The organism is Paenibacillus sp. HJGM_3, assembly GCF_045062745.1.
Classification (GTDB): Bacteria; Bacillota; Bacilli; order Paenibacillales; family NBRC-103111; genus Paenibacillus_AA.
This window is the reverse complement of sequence record NZ_JBJGED010000001.1, coordinates 74,122-92,191: the sequence shown is the minus strand read 5'-3', so window position 1 is coordinate 92,191 and position 18,070 is coordinate 74,122. Positions and strand designations below refer to the sequence as shown.

General features: G+C 48.3%; 14 protein-coding genes. 10 read left to right on the top strand and 4 right to left on the bottom strand.

Annotation, left to right across the window (positions count from 1 at the left end):
• Window positions 1-28: 28 nt before the first annotated feature.
• Window positions 29-1,207, bottom strand: coding sequence for a ParB/RepB/Spo0J family partition protein (locus tag ACI5FR_RS00405; protein WP_405448824.1), 1,179 nt, complete (start codon window positions 1,205-1,207; stop codon window positions 29-31).
• A gap of 110 nt (window positions 1,208-1,317) precedes the next feature.
• Between ACI5FR_RS00405 and ACI5FR_RS00400 the strand changes: the two genes are divergently transcribed.
• From ACI5FR_RS00400 to ACI5FR_RS00375, 6 genes are all read left to right on the top strand, one after another.
• Window positions 1,318-1,926 carry a GNAT family N-acetyltransferase gene (locus ACI5FR_RS00400; protein ID WP_405448821.1) on the top strand — a complete coding sequence of 203 codons (609 nt, stop codon included), beginning with the start codon at window positions 1,318-1,320 and terminating at the stop codon, window positions 1,924-1,926.
• 176 nt (window positions 1,927-2,102) lie between these two features.
• The gene (locus ACI5FR_RS00395) at window positions 2,103-2,708 is read left to right on the top strand and encodes a TetR/AcrR family transcriptional regulator (RefSeq protein WP_405448819.1); all 606 of its coding nucleotides are present in this window, start codon (window positions 2,103-2,105) and stop codon (window positions 2,706-2,708) included.
• Between the two features lie 381 nt (window positions 2,709-3,089).
• Window positions 3,090-3,629: a P-loop nucleotide/nucleoside kinase family protein gene (locus ACI5FR_RS00390; protein WP_405448816.1), complete on the top strand. Its 540-nt coding sequence runs from the start codon at window positions 3,090-3,092 to the stop codon at window positions 3,627-3,629.
• Window positions 3,626-4,558, top strand: coding sequence for a phosphotransferase family protein (locus ACI5FR_RS00385; RefSeq protein ID WP_405448814.1), 933 nt, complete (start codon window positions 3,626-3,628; stop codon window positions 4,556-4,558). The genes ACI5FR_RS00390 and ACI5FR_RS00385 overlap by 4 nt, the downstream gene beginning before the upstream one ends.
• Window positions 4,559-4,572: 14 nt before the next feature.
• Window positions 4,573-4,863: a hypothetical protein gene (locus ACI5FR_RS00380; RefSeq protein WP_405448812.1), complete on the top strand. Its 291-nt coding sequence runs from the start codon at window positions 4,573-4,575 to the stop codon at window positions 4,861-4,863.
• Window positions 4,856-5,620 (top strand): hypothetical protein, encoded by a 765-nt coding sequence (locus tag ACI5FR_RS00375; RefSeq protein ID WP_405448809.1) that lies wholly within the window; start codon window positions 4,856-4,858, stop codon window positions 5,618-5,620. Before ACI5FR_RS00380 ends, ACI5FR_RS00375 begins: the two co-directional genes overlap by 8 nt.
• A gap of 662 nt (window positions 5,621-6,282) precedes the next feature.
• Here the strand turns inward: ACI5FR_RS00375 and ACI5FR_RS00370 are convergent.
• Window positions 6,283-11,220 carry a P-loop domain-containing protein gene (locus tag ACI5FR_RS00370; RefSeq protein WP_405448806.1) on the bottom strand — a complete coding sequence of 1,646 codons (4,938 nt, stop codon included), beginning with the start codon at window positions 11,218-11,220 and terminating at the stop codon, window positions 6,283-6,285.
• 319 nt (window positions 11,221-11,539) lie between these two features.
• Here ACI5FR_RS00370 and ACI5FR_RS00365 point away from each other — a divergent pair, with 319 nt between their 5' ends.
• The 3 genes from ACI5FR_RS00365 to ACI5FR_RS00355 all read left to right on the top strand — a co-directional run bounded on the left by ACI5FR_RS00365 (window position 11,540) and on the right by ACI5FR_RS00355 (window position 16,170).
• Window positions 11,540-13,264: a sensor histidine kinase gene (locus ACI5FR_RS00365; RefSeq protein ID WP_405448803.1), complete on the top strand. Its 1,725-nt coding sequence runs from the start codon at window positions 11,540-11,542 to the stop codon at window positions 13,262-13,264.
• Window positions 13,242-14,771 (top strand): response regulator transcription factor, encoded by a 1,530-nt coding sequence (locus ACI5FR_RS00360; protein WP_405448801.1) that lies wholly within the window; start codon window positions 13,242-13,244, stop codon window positions 14,769-14,771. Before ACI5FR_RS00365 ends, ACI5FR_RS00360 begins: the two co-directional genes overlap by 23 nt.
• Window positions 14,772-14,859: 88 nt before the next feature.
• Complete coding sequence (locus ACI5FR_RS00355; RefSeq protein ID WP_405448799.1) at window positions 14,860-16,170, top strand: glycosyltransferase family 39 protein; 1,311 nt, start codon at window positions 14,860-14,862, stop codon at window positions 16,168-16,170.
• Window positions 16,171-16,236: 66 nt separating this feature from the next.
• Here ACI5FR_RS00355 and ACI5FR_RS00350 read toward each other — a convergent pair whose 3' ends face one another.
• Entirely contained in the window at window positions 16,237-16,389 is a 153-nt protein-coding gene (locus ACI5FR_RS00350) for a hypothetical protein (RefSeq protein WP_405448797.1), read from the bottom strand.
• A 181-nt stretch (window positions 16,390-16,570) separates the two neighbouring features.
• Between ACI5FR_RS00350 and ACI5FR_RS00345 the strand changes: the two genes are divergently transcribed.
• Window positions 16,571-16,798: a DUF1128 domain-containing protein gene (locus ACI5FR_RS00345; RefSeq protein WP_405448796.1), complete on the top strand. Its 228-nt coding sequence runs from the start codon at window positions 16,571-16,573 to the stop codon at window positions 16,796-16,798.
• A 60-nt stretch (window positions 16,799-16,858) separates the two neighbouring features.
• Here ACI5FR_RS00345 and ACI5FR_RS00340 read toward each other — a convergent pair whose 3' ends face one another.
• Entirely contained in the window at window positions 16,859-18,046 is a 1,188-nt protein-coding gene (locus tag ACI5FR_RS00340; protein ID WP_405448794.1) for a glycosyltransferase family 2 protein, read from the bottom strand.
• Window positions 18,047-18,070 lie beyond the last annotated feature (24 nt).

The window sequence follows — 18,070 nt, the reverse complement described above, 5'->3', positions numbered from 1 at the left end:
GGATAGACCGGCGATTGTTTGGATCGGGCTAATCTCGCGCCCGGAACGCCTTCCACTCCGCGAGATGGAACTCGAGGGTGTCGATGAGCGCTTCTACGTCGCGCATGAGCCGTGCCTGCGCCGAGGCTTCCATGTCGGCGTAGGCGCCCAGCAGCTCCGGCTTCAGCGGGCTGCGCGGGGGCAGCTGCGAGAGCAGCTCGCGCACTTCGGCGGCGAGCTCGTCCGCGAGCCTGGCTGCGCCTGGCACGGCCGAGCCGCTCTGCGCGGCGGCGGTGCTCGCGCCGGCTTGGCCCGCGCCGCCCGCCGCCGGGCTTGCCGCCGTCGCGCCCGCGCCGCCCGCCGCCGGGCTTGCCGCCGTCGCGCCCGCGCCGCCCGCCGCCGGGCTTGCCGCTGCCTCGCCGGCTGCACCGCCCGCTCCGGCAGCCTCCACCGCCGGCTTGTCCGCCTTGGCCGCCGCCTTGGCCCCCGCTTTCGGCTTGATCTCCTTTTCCCGCTCCGCCTTGTTCTGCTTGTACGTATACCAAGTCTCCAGCAGGTCGCGTCCCGTCTTCAGCAGCAGCTTGCCCTTCGTATTGTCCGAGATGTCCGTCGCCTTGAACAGGTTCGCCAGCTTCTTGGCGTCGCTGACCGGCATCTCGTCCCGGGCGATGATTAGCGCGAGCGGGTCCCGATGTTCGATGGCGAGATCCTTGAGCGGCAGCAACTGCTCCTCGGTCAGCTTGTCCTTGCGAATCTCCGATCCGCTCACGATGAGCTTACGTACGGCCTGGCCGAATTTGAGCAGCTCGACCTTGTTCTTGATGAATGCCTCCGGCTTGCCTAGCTTGCTTGAGAGGAACTTGACCGAGCTGCTGAATTTCGGATCGTGCAGCAGCTTGTGGAACGCCTCCGCCTCTTCGATCGGGGAGAACCCCTCACGGGTCAAGTTCTCGGCGATCTGCTCCAGATAGATCTCCATATCGTCAGTCGCTTGGGAGATAATACAAGGGATCGTGGGCCGGTTTAGCGTGGAGACGGCTTTAAATCGCCGGTTGCCGTATATAATTTTGTAACGTCCGTTGGAAGTCGCTCTGACTTTGATCGGAGACAGCAGACCCAGCTCGGCGATGCTGTTCATCAGCTCTTGCAGCGCCGTCTCATCGAATTGATAACGGGGCTGGTCCGTATCCTCGTCAATCAACCCGATCGGCAGTTCGATAATGTTCATGGCAGATTCTCCTAGTTTTTCGATATGTCTATTATAGTACACATAGAGAGGAAGGAGCACCGCTTTTGCCGAATTATTTCAGAAGAGACGCCAGAGGAGGTTGAAGGTGAATGGAACAGGGAGCAAGAGAACCGCTCCAGATGCGGAGGCTGTCCGAGCTGGAGGAAACGGCGCTCAAGGAGGCTGCGCGGGTTTTTGTGGAAGGCTTTTACCAACATCTGAAAATGTTCTCTTCCGATAAAGAAGCCTTGATCCGGGCGTTCGAGCATGCGCTAGTGCCCGAGCAGTTTTTCGTCGCGATGGAGGATGGCCGGATTGTGGGCATTACGGCGTTCTCGACGAACAGGAAACGGTCCATTCGCATTCGAAAGCCACTGCTGCAAACCGCCTTCGGCCGATTCCGCGGATGGCTGATCTTCTCATTCTTAAGCCAAGAGCTGGAGCGGCCGCTCTCGATCTCGGACCATCAATGCTACATCGAGTCGGTGGCGACGGCTCCGGAGGCACGGGGGAAGGGCATTGCCTACGCTTTGCAGACGTACATCCTCGAAACTTTGCCCTATACGGAATTTATCCTGGAAGTGGTGGACACGAATGCAACCGCGATTCGCCTCTATGAACGGCTGGGCTACCGGGTATTCGACAAGCGCAAGCAGCGTCTGTTCCGCCGGCAAGCCGGGTTCAATGAAAGGTGGTATATGAAGTTGTCGCGCGTGTGACTAAGCCTTCAGCCACTACTGTCACGTGCACGCACTTACAGCTGCTCGAGCCACGGGCTGCTTCTTGATCGGCCGTTCCAGCGAGTGGTGTTGGTTGCAGAATTCGGATACAATCATGATGCAGGGACTATGACCAGGGAACCTGCATGAATTCTATACTTATAGGGGCGTTCGTTTTGAAAAAAAATAAGTTCCAGCTAAAAAGAGAAGCTACTTATCGAAAGCTCATCGAGGCGGCGGATAAGTGTTTTTTGGAGAAAGGATTCGCGGCTACGACGATTGGGGATATCGTCGGGCTAACCGGGCAAACGAATGGGGCTTTTTACGGTCACTTCGAGAGCAAGGAACAGCTATTCCTTCATATACTGGAGTATCGTCAGCAATTAAGCACCGGCTGGACGGAAACGCCGAAACAGTATCGTCCCGAAACGACGACGCTTGAAGAAGTCATCACGATAAGTGTCATGAGGCTGCAAGACATGCTGAAAGGAAATGAAAACTTCCAAAACTGGATTCTCGTATTGGTTGATTTCTACTTGCAAACCAAACAAAATCCGGAAATGCGCAGCATTCTTGAAAAGAAGTACCTGGAATGGGTTGCCGGGATCGAAAGCTTCATAGATGCGTTAAAAGAACAAGGATGGGTATCTCAAGATAAAGACAGCCATCAACTCGCCAAGCAAATTCTTGCGTATAACGACGGCATTTCCATGAATTCGGTCCTGTTCGGAGGCCCCGATGCGCAATCCTATATTCAAGGATTGGTCAAGTTGCTGTCATAGCCCGAAAACATCTATCATCGAGTTGACCTCAAACTAGTAGAGGCTATCCCTTTCAAATCTGGGGTTGTTAGTCTTGTTTACCAGGGGTAAAGCTCAGAAGGCTAACGCAAAAACAGCAGCATTAAAAAAAGGATGAGCAAGATTCACGTTTCGTAACCGGTGGATCTTGCTCATCCTTTTTACGCGCGTTTGGTTGGCAGGATGGATAAAAATGTTTGTAACTTATATTCTACCGGCACATGGTAAGATAGAAGCGGAAGTGATTCACCGGTTCTATTCTCTGAAGTAAACTTATCATTAAAACGAAACTTTCCCTTCCCTAGGCTAGGCATCAAGCCGACAATCAGTTCATGGGATTCCATGAGGGAGGAGTTGTAACAGATGGAGCGGAAATTGCCGTTATTCATCGTGACAGGTGCGAGCGGTGTAGGCAAAACGACCGTGATGCGCGAGCTAAGGGGGCTCCTGCCGGAGTTTGACGTGTTAAGTACCGATCTGGATTTGTTCGGCTCCACGGGTAAGCTGCTGGACTATCCGAGTCGATTCAACATTTTGCTAAATGTGGCTCGTTTTGTTGCCCTGTCAGGTAGAGGGACGATCATATGCGGTACGCTGATGCCGTGGGATGCCGAGAAATGCGATGCTTATTCCCATTTTAGCGAGATGGTGTTCATTAATTTGCACTGCGACGACGCGACCCGGAATCATCGGCTTCGCAATCGGGAGGATCGAGCCACCTGGACGGATGAAATGCTTCGTTCCCATGAGGAGTTCGCCCGATGGCTGCTGGCCAATGCAGCGACTGCCTATAATCCTCCGATGCCAACTATTGACACTACGGCCGCTCCGCCATCCGAAGTAGGAGAGCAGATCAAGCGCTACGTCCTGCAGAAATGGAATGAACGGAAGGGGAGCCTATGACCCGCTTCTTTCACAGAGAGATCACCGATTGGACTTCTTGGGGAGCCGTCTATCAATCGTTGCCGGATTTTCAGGAGCTGATCGAAGAAATATTCAAGCGAGAGCAATTAAGAGAGTACGAGCCTTTTTCCCTGCTGACGCCCGGCACGAATGCCGTTTTTCGAGCAGGGGGCTATGTGATCAAGCTCTTCGCACCCGTAGAATCCGGAGCCCAAACCGATAAGGACTATGAAGCGGAGCTGCAATCCATGCAGAGAGCGATCCGACTGGGCGTTCGAACACCTCGGGTAGTGGCCGCTTCCTATATTCAGGACAAATATAGATTCCGCTATCTGATCATGGACTATATCGAGGGTCAGGCGGCGGGCGGTGCTCTTCGATCCTATACATCGGCGCAGAAAAAGAGGTTCGTTCAGGTCCTGTTGCAAAATTTGGACAAGTTGAACGGCAAGCCGCAAGGAAACGCGAAGCAAAGCTTCGTTCAGGAGAGAGTTGCCCGTAACCCGCGATGGAATCGATACCCAAGCACGATCCGGTCCGAAATCATAGATCTCGTTCAGCGGCATGAGTGGTCGGAGAACGTTTACGTGCATGGGGATCTGACGGCAGATAATTTGATCATCGACCCCCAGGGCGTGTTGCATATCATCGATTTTGCAGACAGCCAGCTCGCCCCTGCGGAGTATGAATATCCACCGATCCTATTTGATTTATTCGATTGTGACCGCGAGCTGATCCAGGAGTTCCGCTTGACCTTGGAGTTGGATGAGGACACGTTTCTCGAGAAGGTGTTTATGGGTACGATTCTGCATGAGTTTGGAGCTTCTTTCGTACATTCACTCTACGAGAAGTTGGCCGGGAAGCCGGTCAGTCGGCTGAAGGAGATCACAGAGCTCAAGCGCCTCATGCGCACGGGACTACTGAATTGACGGGAGACACCACGATGTTGAACTTGCGAAGAGCGGATCGGGGGGATCATGCGTTTCTGGTTCGCATCGATTTGAAGACTGACGGCTACACCGTTTCGGAGCAGCATAATAGGACGGAACGAGAAATCGAGGAACATAGCGGCAAAACTACGGAAGAAACGAATCCGCATGTCATCGAGTTGAACGAGAAGCTGGGCTATCGGACGGTTCGACGGGGGCCCATTTGGGACGATGTGATCCGGGTCAGCTTGATCAAGCCGCTTCCACATCTTCAGGAGGAACAAAAGGAGTATCCAAATGACTAACATGCTTCGCATGGCCCTACTCATAGCCATGTTCGGGCTGGCGAGCTGCGGAAGGGGCACAGCGGACCAGACCAATGGAGGGACGCCGGTCCCGACGGCCCACATCCCTACGCCAACAGCTTCGTCAGCTCCTACATATATGCCGATTCCGGTTCCATCAGCTCCGGAGGCTGGTCTCGATAAAGCGGACACCTCCGTTAGGGCCGTCGGCAAGCATCCCGAAGGGCGGCTGCTCGTCAAACCCGTCAGCCATGCCCGCGTCGCACCCTTGGGAGCTCCAAGCTGCTATGGCCTCGAGACGGACCTCCGCTGGGCGGGTGACTATGAGGCGGTGTGGGAATCCAAGGCGACCGGAATGTCTACCCACATCCTGACGTTCCCGGTGGATTTCGAAATCGTGCAGCCGGGGGATGCTCCAGTGACGATGCAGAAATTCACAATGGAGGGGACGGACATTTACTACTATGTCCCCCGGTATACCGACTGCCATGGGCTCGAAACGTACTTTTTCGGAGTCGGCGACGGCAAAGCGTTCCCCATCCCGCTCGAGCTCAAGCCGGATCTTGTCTGGAAAAACATAAGCCAACTGCCGAAGCAGTCCCTGCGGATCGCCGACGGGGAGCTGATCCTGACCGGGGGGTACGGGGCGGGGCAAGATTTCATCGATGTGTATCACTTCCGATACGATCCGAAGAAAGCGACGTTGGTATTGAAGCTTACCGAACAAGTGAAGCCGAACGAAATTGTGTATGATTAATTTTTGGATTGAATGGGAAGATCACATTTGATTCATTTTTTCGGATATCCCATCGCGTATGTACATGATGTCCTGAGATCAAAATTGGAGTACTGAGAATTCAGAGGATCCACTATGTCGTCACGGAGTTAAAATAGATCAGACAACGCGAGCAAACCAGAGGGTATTACCGCGAATCAATTCCGGAATTCACCAGTCTGCTTGATGAGCCGGCATGATGGCGCTTATCTGTGGATTAGCTTGAATTGCGATACTGATAGTATGGCGGTACTGATACAATGTCCGAAATTCTTATTATAGTCAGGACTGGAAGGAGAAGGCGTGCCACTCCGAGGACGAATATTTTTTCTAGCATTGGATTGACGTGGCTGCCGAACGATCTTTCATAAGTATGGGCTAAGTTGGATAAGTTCAAGCAGTTGGATGCAGCCGGATCACGTGCTGCGGCGCTGAATATCTTATCGGATTGCAAGACGGGTCCATAATTTGCTGCAATTTTCGGGTTAATAAAAAAAGACATAGTATAACATTTGGAATTTTTAATTACCTATAATTCTTACATCAGTTTGTGTTTATTACTTAAGGCGTTATGAACACAAACTGATGTAGATAAATAATTTTACCTTGGTGATACAACTTGTGTAAAAATTGGTTGTAGGATTTTAAATTTCAAACGTAAATGTCCTATTATTTAATCTTTCTTCCCCGACAAATCGAGGTGGATTTGTAATTAGTCCGTCTATAAATTGTTGTTCAATTTTATATTTTTCTTCTTTATCAATGATATTTATAACGGTATCACGATTTCCTAAACCATTTAAAGATGTACCTAAGACAAGCCCGGCTCTGTCTGTCACGATAAATCTATCATGTTGGGGTGTACGCCCAGAAGGAGTCGAGAAAATATAAACTAATGTTTCTGGTGGTGTTTGGTCGCAGATGTTCCTCCATTCAGATTTATAACTTTCTTGAATCCGTGTCAAATCTAAGTCCTTTTGTTTTAATGAGCATAATATCTTTACATCGACATTTTGTGAAATAAATTTAATTATTTCAAGGTCGTTCGGACTAAAATATGCATCATATATTTTCACATATTCAGTTGCATTTTCTGTTAACCAGGCTTTTAAGAACTCCATAGCTTTATTCCTTTCACCAATTGTGAATGTTTGCATTTTTGGTGCAACATTTTCCAAAAAGGATAAAGGTTCTGAAGTAGTTGCTGAAATATTATTAACTACATTCCCCATAGTTGATATCATATCAAGTAATTGTAAAGTTTCTGAATAGAGGGCTTCAAGTTTTGGATTACTTAAAGATTTACTTCGTGATAGTATGGAGTTCTCTACGTACCATAGGGCAATACTATAAATAGTTTCAAATTCATATCCTAAAAAACAGTACATCCATTTCGATATTACATTCTCATGTTGTACTACTCCCCTGCCTGAATATAAAGAATTTAGTATTTTTGTACAAGCACTTGTAATTACTGGTAGATATTCCTCTCGTCGAGAAATATCAAGCTTTGATGGATCACTTCTAAGATTTAAAGCTAAGATTTTTTCCCGTGATTTAGTCATAAACATTGGAGAATCGATATTTGTAGCCAAACTACTTGCAAAATTAGGATCAATTGTATGTGCTAATTCGACTGCACCACCCAGGAGTTGGTCTCTTGTGTCTTGACTTGAAAAAGCGTTGGATTGTTTAACGGATTCTTCCAATAAAAATTTCGCAGCTTTTTCGTTTGAGATTTGGTGATACGATTTCGCAACTACATGAAAGCGATCGGCCCTATCCACGGAATTTGTTATGTTTTCTAAATCTTTCTCAGCAATTGTAATAATAAGTTCAGAGAAGTTCTTATCTGAGAGATAAGATTCTGCCGCAGCTGTTGCCTGCAAGAAAACTTTATCAGCTAAATTTGGGATATTTATAATTTCCTTCTTAATCTCATCCCAAGATAAATTCATAGGATCCCATCTTGAATTTGCCCTAAACGTACTTGAGTTTTTAAGCGATTCTTTTAGCTTATTAATTGAAATTCTACATGCAATTTTATACCCATCGTGAGTAATGTTAACTAGGTCGGGTAGTTTTTGATTCACAATATTAACAAGTTTTTCTGCAATTGTTAATACTTGCCTCTCATTAAAGTTGGTTTTCAACTTATTATCTTTTCTAAATGTGATTGAGTCTATCAGTTTCTCAATATAGCAATGAATTACAATGTCAGTTTGTACTTGATCTAGTATTTCAAGTACTTTTAGAGCTTCAGCAAAGTTTAGTGTTGTAGGATAGTTTGAAATATCTACAGGATCTATCGGTATTCTTTTACAGAACAGATATTTTAAAACCTCATCAAGAGCTACATCCTTTAAATAACGCGGTAAAAGATTTAATTTGTCGAATAAAATGTTTCTCTCAACTTCATAAAGGAGCGGTGCTGAATTAATTATTACTTGTTGCATAGTTAGACCATCGTTACAAGTCTCCATTTCAGCTAGAAACTTTGTTGAGATCTCATTAAATAAATCCTTTTTATTATATGTCAAGCATTTTATGGCCAAGCTGCTTAAAAGGATACTTCTTTCCGCAAGCGATGGTATCTGTGAGATGGCTTTTATACAATAAGTTATCCTTTTATCAATGTCTTTACTATTCAAAATATCGGGTACTATTCTGATAATTATCTTACAAGTTTCGATATACAGATTAGTAACACGTTCATCAGCAAAAACTGAACTATTCTTTTGTTTTTCTGTTATGGTAAAAATCTCAATTGACAATTTTCTATTTGCCTTAGCGAGTACACTGGAAACATCGAATCCACAAGAAACTTGCTCCCATAAGGAGTCAATCTTTAAGTAAGATTCTTTAAGAAATTCGAATAAGTTAGATACTTTTTCTATATTATCTTTATGAATCCAAACTATAAAAAAAGCAATTGCATAAGTACGTCCGATGGAGTCTTGAATCGAGAGGATTCTTTCTAAATACCTGAGTTTTTCAGAGTACTCCATATTCGTTCTTGATCTAGTGAATCGCTTAATAATTTGAACAAACACCCAATCGCGGTAAGATCTATTTTCTATTAAATCCAATGTACTATAGATAAACTCTACTGAATGATCACTTAGATTATTTGAAGTATATGCTCTTAAGACTTCTCCGTACGCATAATCTCTTCTTCTTGCACGATTTAGTTTACTTGAAAAATTAGCCGCTAATCTATGATCATACTTTGTTAGAGCAGCAATTAACTTTTTAGTTATCTCAAGATGATCGGCTGAGGTATTAAGTAAGTTTTCGAAAAAAATTCTTAACTCGGAAACAAATTCATTCTCCAATTCATGATCATCAGGCGCTAATTCTTTTAAGGTAAGTAGAAGCCTGACAATGACGAAACAACGAATATCCATATCACATATCTTATCTATCCCAAAATACACATCATAATATCGAGTAGTAGCCTCATCTGAAGACCATCTTTTTATTATTAATGCGAGAATTAACTCTAGACGTGCATTTTCATCAATTGGATGCTTTATGATTGTTTCTTTCATTCGGTCAAACTCGTCAACTAATTGTTTTAATTTACTCTCATTGTGCACCTTCAATTGTGGGAGAAGACATTGAGCAAATCTTCTTAAGTGCAATTGAGTAGGAGAATAATCTTCACTTAGTTTCATTAAGTTTAACGAATAAGCCAAAACATCACATAATTGCTCACTTTCATTATTCATATTGCACCAAGATTGTAATAAATATATTTTTGCAGAAATGTCGGAAATTTGATCAATTTTTTTGTATAGCTCTTCTACAGAAACCTTTTCAAGAACTGACGATGCAGCTTTTGCAAAATCATTTAATGAATCATTACTTATTTGTGATTGAATTTTTTCTGTAGTACTATCATCCGGACCGGCCTTAATCAAAACATTTGTCAACAATATATCCATTAGCTGGTTTTTATGGTTGGATGTTCCTTTTGCTTCCGCTATTTTTTCAATTAATTTCAGAGCAAGTGTGGTTTGGACAGTTATTAAATCTGCACAAATTTCCAATAATTTGTCTGCTAAATTCTCGGTTAATTCAATCGTGTTATCAATTAGCTCAACAGATTCTTCTAATGTTTTTAATATTTCAATTGGTATGGGTTGTTCTTTCTTTATTAATTCATTACCAATTTTTGAAAAAAGCATTAACCGGTCTTCAGGTAGTATACAAGAGTATGCTAACTGGATTGCATTCTCAAAGTTATCTTGAGATAACAAAGCATTTATTTGGTTTTCAACTGCAGGAGGATTAGAGATTAGTTCATTAAAAAATGATTCTGTCAGTGCCCCCCAAAATAATCTTTGATTATCTTCTCGACTATATGCCATTTCAGAGAGAGAGCGGATCATTTTACGTATAATAGAAAAATTCCGTTGAGTACCTAATATCTTTGTTAAATTTTCGACACTTATTAAATTGACTAAGGAATCATAATTATTGTTTTTTATGTATAAGCTGGGAAGAATTAAGGCTGAATCCTCCACTTGTTTGTTCTCATAATAAGTAATCAATTTTTGAGTAGCTGAATAGGTGTGATCTTTTAATTTTTCTGAAATAAAGGCCTTGTAAACATTGTATATTTCAATTAATTCAGTATCTTTTGTTACTTCTATAAAGTTAATCGTTATGAGATGATTTTGTATTTTTTCTTTATCTATTTTCAAAATTTCTGAGAGATCAATAAGAGTTATTGGTTCAGGAGCAGTAACAATTACGGAGAGGATACTGATTAATTCCGTGTTTTGCATATCAATTTGATTCCATGCTGTCTCAATTAGCTTATTATACGTACTTGGTAAGTTAGAAAGTATTTCATTATATTTTGAAATATCAGATTTTTTTAATGACTTCATAATATCCGATAGATACCCAGGCATGCCTTTTGACACTTCAAATAATTTCTTGACAGCGGTTTTGTCGAGTACCCCATTAAAATATTCCGTCGTCTCTTCTAGTGAAAAATTTTGAATTGGGACAACATCTGCCTCAATTAAGAATTCTTTTCGCCCATTTGAGCTTAATAACAAAAAAATACCATCTGGATCATCTGCTGGTAGATGATTTAAGATATTTTCTACACCAGGGTTACTTCTGATTTTATCTAACCCGTCAATAACGAAAAAATAAGGGCCTTCTCCTGTCCTCTTGATGTGTGCAAGTAACTCTCTATACATGCGATAAAAGAGTTGTTTTATTAGATGCTCTTCATGTAACGTTTGATGAGAAATCTCTCTGGTGAAAATTGAAGAAATTGCGGGGCATTGTTGCATTTGAAGACAAAGTTCTAGCAGGAAATATGAGAGACTTGAACTCCAATGATTATCCTTAATAAAATATGAAATACATTTGTCTTCTTGATACCTCACAAACTGTGAAAGTAAGACTGTTTTACCACTGGAACCTTGCCCATCGATTAGTATCCTTGTTCGATCTTTATTAAACAAATCTCGAATATGTCTTATTAACGACTCCCTAAAGATTTCATTCTCAGGTGGGAGGGGGAGTAAAACATGTTTCTCAGAAGCTACTATGTCCACAGTTATCCTCCTTTTCAACATTTATACAGTACATGGTTCTACATAAAATCTCAAAATCCTTCCTGAAATAGTTCCAAAGTATCAGTGATACCACAACAGTGAGTTATGTCAATAGATGTAAGGTATAACCGGCTCGCACGCATTTATTTTTTGAGATAAAAATAGAACATTTATTATGATTTCTGCCTAAGTGATGACCTATGTGCATTGACTTTACGGTTCTTCTTGTAAGTCTAGTCGCTGCTTTTCCCACCATGGTACAATGAAGAGTACAGCTGCAAGGGAAATTGCTCTTGAGAAGCATAAAGGAGTCTGAGCCATGTTTAAAAAATGGAGTCTGCTAACCCGGTTGTTGGCCATCTATGCCCTGATCGTGTTCCTGGTTATCCCGCTCTCCTACGTGGGCTTTTATAAATACTACCAATCCCTGGCTTACCGTACGCTGTCGGAGTCGTTCCGCTGGGAAGTGACGAGTTTGGCCGAGCGGTTGGACAATGCGATCGCGGCGGCCGACGGGCTGGCGGTGAATACGCTGGCGAATCCTTCAATCGAGAACTGGATGAAGGAGACGCCCGACGCGAACACCAATAACAAGGTGATCAACGTGTTTAATAAGATGCGGTTGGACTTGGAGATCGAACCGGACAGCTTCAACCGGATTTCGATCATCAAGGAGAACGGCACTTTCCTCACATTCGGCTCGTCCTACAACCGGGAACAAGTGCGAAAAAGTATTGCCGGGCTGTCCTGGTTCGGCGAGCTTCAGGCGAAGCCCGTCCTGGTGGTGCCTCCGCATCGGGACGACTGGGACTCCAAGGGGAAAATGGTCGTGTCCGTCATTCGCAGCGCCGTGCCCGGAACGATCATCGAAGTCCAGATTCCTTACTCTTATCTGGAAGCGATGTTGTCCCAGGGCACTCCTAACACAACAAGCAAACAAGTGATTCTCTATGGCGACAACAATGAGATCCTGTATCCGGCTTCTCCTCCTCAGCCTGCATCGGCCAATGAGGTTACCGCGGAGAACAAGCTGCTTCACTCCGGCTGGAGGCTGGTCGTGACCCAGCCTATGGATATGCTGCTTACGTCCGTGCGCAAAACCGGCTATTGGATGGCGGCCATTGCCGGGGGCCTATCGCTCATTTCGCTCGTCTTATTCTTCATCTTCACATCCAGGACGACTCGGCCGCTTGTCCAGCTTAGCCAGGCGATGGCTCGCATTCCGGGAGACGCCCGGACGAACGAACAGCTGGAGAAGCGGTTTGCCGGCCTGGACACGAAGGGAACCCAGAACGAAATCGTTCACCTGTACCATGCCTTTACCAGCATGCTGCAGCGGATGGAGGAATCCAAGCGGCAAGCGGTCGAAGCGCATTCCAGGGAGCTGCAGGCCCAATTTATTGCCTTGCAAGCCCAGATGAACCCCCATTTTCTGTACAATACGCTGACGCTGATCGGCATGCTCGGCATGGAGGAGGGGAACGAAGAAATTCCCAAGATTACCAACGGGCTGGTCCGAATGCTGCGATACGTCACATATGACAGCGGGGAGCTTGTGTTCTTGCAGGAAGAAGTTGACCATACGCTGCATTATATCGAGATCATGAAGACACGTTACCGGGAGCATCTCGTGGTGGACGTCAAGCTGGAAGGGGATCTTTCCTCGGTTCGCGTGCCCAAGCTGTCGGTGCAGCCGTTCGTGGAAAATTGCATGAAGCATGGCTTCGTCGGCAAAAAGTATCCGTGGCGTATCGAGCTTCGCGTGTCGGTTAAGAGAGCCGGCTGGGAGGTGCGAGTCCAGGATGACGGCGACGGGTTCCGGGCCGATTATTTGGAGGAGTTTTCTCGCAAACGGGAGCGGGTGGGCCGGCTCGGCCTGCATGCCGATGAAGGAGGCCTGGGCATGCTGAACACGTACAATCGGCTGCTGCATACGTTCGGAGATAAGCTGCGGTTTGAACTTTCCAACAATAAGGCGGGAGGCGCCTCAGTCTACATGGGGTGCGAGGGAGAGCAGACGGATGTTCAAAATATTGCTGGTTGATGACGAAGTGGCGATCTGCCGCGGGATGAAAAAACTGATTCTGAAAGCGGATGTCGAAGGGGTGAGCGTGGCGGAAGCGTATGACGGGGTGGAGGCGCTCGATCTGATGAAGGCCTTCGACCCGGACGTGCTGCTCACGGATATGAGAATGCCGCGGATGGACGGCTTGCAGCTGCTCGGGGAAGCGAAGAAGCGGAAGCCGGAGCTCCTGACGGCGGTTATTAGCGCGTATTCCGATTATGAGTATGTGCGGGAGGCCATCCTGACGCATGCCTCGGACGATTATTTGCTGAAACCGGCTACGGCCAAGGAGATTCAGGAGCTGCTGCACAAGCTGAAGGGGAAGCACCGTGAGCTTGCCAGCAGCCGGGAACAGGAGGCGCTTGGCAAGCTCATGCAGGGCATCCGGGTGGACAACGTTCCCCAGACGATGCTGCATGCTGAGTATGCCCTGCTTCTCTTGTGCGCGGGGCCTTACTCGAACGGAGTGGCGGACTTGAATGCCGGCGAGGCATGGTGGTCCTCCAAACTGCTCGAGGAGGATTTAGCGAGCTGTGAGGAACTCGGGATTCGGCATTGGGTATTGCCAGGCGAGAGGCCGAATGAGCGGATGCTTCTTCTCGCTTCCGCGGGCGACGCGAGGGACCGGTTACAGGCTTGTCTGGACCGGTTCCTGCCCAGCTTGCAGAGTCAGCCGATGCCGGTTGCCGGGGTCATGGCGTCGGGCTTTGTGCTGAATGAGCTGCATGCCACTAGCAAGCAGCTCCGCCGAGAACTCGTACACTCGCTGATTTTCGCGAAGACCCATGTCTGGAGCCTTTCCCACTCCGGGCTGAAGGAGCCTGAAGCCGATCGCACATTCGCAGAGAAGACGGCCGAGGCGATCGCTGCGGTCGGACAGAGGCTGGAGCAGCGGTTTCAAGAAGCGCTGGATGCGCTGATGGCAAGCTGGGAAATCGGGAATGCCACTCAGTATAGGATCCAGCAAACGCTGTTTCGCCTTTTGACCGAGTTTGGAGAGCAGGGGTTGAAGAGTCAGCTTGACTTGGAGATGGCTGTCTCCGGTTCGCGATCCTATGCTGAGCTGAAGGAGCATGTAACCGCACTGTTTCACGACCTGTTCAAGGGGCTTCAGCCCGCCCCTCAAGCCGCCCCCGTCCATAAGCTCGTGGGTCAGGTGGAGCACTATTTGAAACAGCACTACCGGAAGACCATTACATTGCACAGCTTGTCCAAGGAGTTTAAGCTCGTCCCCAACTATTTGAGCGTCTTGTTCAAAAAGGAAATGGGGATCACGCCCCTCGAATATTTGATGGAATATCGAATTCGGGAGGCGAAGCGCCTTATGGACGAACGTCCCTATATGCTGTTAAAGCAAGTGGCAAGCGAGGTAGGGTACCCGGATCCGCTCTATTTCAGCAGGGTGTTCAAAAAACTGACAGGCCAGTCTCCTTCCGAATACGCCAATTCCCGGCAGCGGGGAGGCAATCCTTCTAATCGTCCATGAACAACTGCGATTCGTGTATTTGCCCCTTGGATTTCGCTGATTATAATGATTGCAAACGTTATCACAGCGAATGGAACCGGGGGTATTCATGCTCGCATTATTCGAAAAGTACGGACGCCCAGTCGCGCGATTCATAATCAAATGCAACAAGTGGGATTGGCTCATCATGCTGCCGTTTATCCTGCTGTCGCTCAAGGTGAGATTGCAATATTTCTTTTTCCTGCGGTCCCCTGGGCAAAGCTTCCCCAAGGCCGCAGATTCGGAGTGGTACCTGAGATATGCGCATGCTCTGTTGGCAGGCAAGCCGATCGGCGGGCACATGGACGACATCTTGTATATGGGGTACAATTTCTTGCTGGCGCTGCTCCTCGCCATTGGGAAGCAACCGGTTGCCGTACTGTTCCTCCAATCGGTGACCGCAGGCCTCGCCGTTATTCTCGTCTATCAAATTTCACGCATGCTGTTTAACCGGACGACGGCCATTATCGCCTCATATTTGTATTGTTATTATACGTGGCCCATCACCTTATGGTCCGTCTACATTTTATCCGACAGCTTCTTTATCACCCTGCTGCTCTTATGCGTGTATTTTCTTATCAAGGCTCTGGATTCCGGAAGGCGCACATTCCAAATTTTGTTCGTTGTGACCGCCTGCTACGTGCTCATATTCCGTCCGACCGGCATCCTTGTAATCGGGTGCGTAGTGATCTACTTGCTGATCAATGCGAATCGAAAAAGGTTAGTCGAGTGGCTGCACCGTTACAGGTGGGTACTAGGAGGCGCTGCGGCAACGGTACTTATAGCCTTGGTTTATGGATGGGCGACCGGCAAGCTGGATCCGTTCATGGAATCCCTGCGGTTCAACGCCAAGATGGTGCTGTACAATATTTACGCCAAGGGCTGGATCTACGACCGGGCGACGCCGTCGGATCATAGCTATAAGCCCGACTATGAGATCGATGTGATGGATAGTCTGATCGTGAGCTTCCTGGTCAACAATTGGAATGATATCGCCGTCCTGTACGCCAAGCGAACGGCCGCTTTTCTCGGCACTTGGGTGTGGAGGACGGATCTGACCACATTGCACGGGATGGTCCAGTTCGCCAAGAACATGCTGCCGACCGGGCTATTCCTGCTGGGGGTTGTCGCCGCCGTGCGCAACGGCCTGTTCCGGAAGGCGTCCATCCTCCTCTGGATCGTGATCGCCGTCTTCCTGTTCTGCATCCTCTTATTCATAGACGGCATGTACAGGTACAAGGCGCCCAGCACCCCCTTCATCCTGATCATGGCCGCGTATGGGATCGAGAGGATCGTGCACGGCGTCCTTCAGCTGGCCCGAGCGGGTCTCGCCCTCTGGGTCCAATTCAGGAAAAGAAATGACGCTTCATATAGCGCCTAACGACACCGACATAGCCAAGGGCAGTGCGGAATCTTACCTCCGCGCTGCCCTTGTGCTGTCCTCCACCTATTCCTCGTCCTCTTCCTCTTGGTTCGTGCCGCGAATCGTCTGCTCGGACGCTTCCTTCTCGAGCACGTCGTTGACGAAAGCCATGTCCTGATTTTCCGCACTCATATGGGCGGTGCCTTTGTAATTGCCGGCGTGGGTTTTGTTCTCCATGGGCGCTCCTCTGAATACGATGAAGTATTGGCCAGTCAAGCTGGCTTCGCCTCCATACTGTTCCACCAGAAGAAGGGGGCTATTCGCACGAGCGTGTGAGCGGAGGGAGGTTGCCTGAGACTAGTCGTTTGTTTGCCCCGCGTGTTACAATGAGAGGAGTCACTGCGAAAGGAGCCATCACATGAATTTGATGACGCCAAGCGAGGCGAACATCGCTTACATGGTCGAGCAGATCAAGAGCAAGCTGAAGGTCGTGACGGCCGCTTCCATCAAGCCCGAGCATTTCGGGATCGACCGCTACGAAGACATCAAGGACATCTATGACCTCATTATGAGCAAGACCAACTTCAGCATCAGCGAAATCGAAGCGTTGTGCGTGGAACTGAAGCAGTTGAAAGAGCCAGTCTGACGCCAAGCAGATATTAAGATTAGCCGAAAAAGGAGGCCCGTGCCTCCTTTTCTCATAAATTCAGCTTCGACGCCGCTTCAGTTCGCGAAGCGAATAAAACGTGCCTCGCCAATAGATGCCGCCTCTGCGCAGCGTCAGGTAGACGGAACGGCTCAGTACATAGACGAGCAAACAGACGGCGAGCGGGAAGGCGATCGCCTCCCGGCCCGACTCCCCTGACAATCGCCTCGTCGTGAGGAGGTACAAGCCGATCGCGATCACCGCGCTCCCGATATAGGCGAGCCTCGGCCAGCCTGGGACGATCCAGATCGCCAGGAAGGGGAAGGCGAAGAACAGCAGCTGCCCCACAACGGCCGCCAGTGCATAGGAGAAACGGTAGCGGAAGCCGGAGAAGAAGTTTTTCTCCAGTCCCTGCACGGCGCTGGACAAGCTCGGGTACCACTCCACCTCCAGGTGACGGACGCCGGTGACGAACCGCTGCTTGTACATCGCCCGCTTGACTCGGGACCCGAGGATCAGATCGTCGTCGGGCCTCAAGGCGAAGGCTTGGTGCGTGCCGATCCCTTCGTAGGCGTGGCGCCGGATCAGATTGAACGCGCCGATCCCCATCCCATGGCGGTGCTGGTGATCCAGGTTGGCGCGCCAAGGGCGAATGAACAGGCAGAGCGAGAACAGGAAATAATGCACGAACGCGCGAAGCCAAAAGGAGCCCGATTTCATATAGGGACTCATCGTGACGTGGTCCGCGCCTTGCCGCTCCGCATATTGTATAGCATCGCGAATGGTGCTCGGCTGGAATTTCACGTCGGCGTCGGTGAACAGCAGGTATTGTCCTTTCGCTTGCTTGTAGCCTTGATACAGCGCATGGTTCTTACCGAGCCACCCGTCCGGAAGGGACGTAATATGAATAATGGTGAGCGGGATGCCGTCCGGACGCCCCTGCGACCAGCGCCGCAGCTCTTCCAGCTTCCGGCCGGTCGCGTCCTGGGAGCGGTCGTTCACGGCGATAATCTCGAAGCGGGGGTAGTCTTGGAGCAGCAGATGCTGCACCGTCTCCCGGATCGTCGACTCCTCTTCCTTTGCCGCGATAATGACCGATACGAGAGGGAGCTTCTCCTTCTCGGCACTCCCTCGAGCAGCGACAGCGGCAGGGAGCGGGTGCAGAAGCTTCAGGCCGACAACGGTTTGAACGAGCATGAAGAGCCAATAGAGCAAAGTAATGGCAGCCGCGGCTTCTATAACCGACATGAGGGGTCCTCCTCAGCTAAGCTA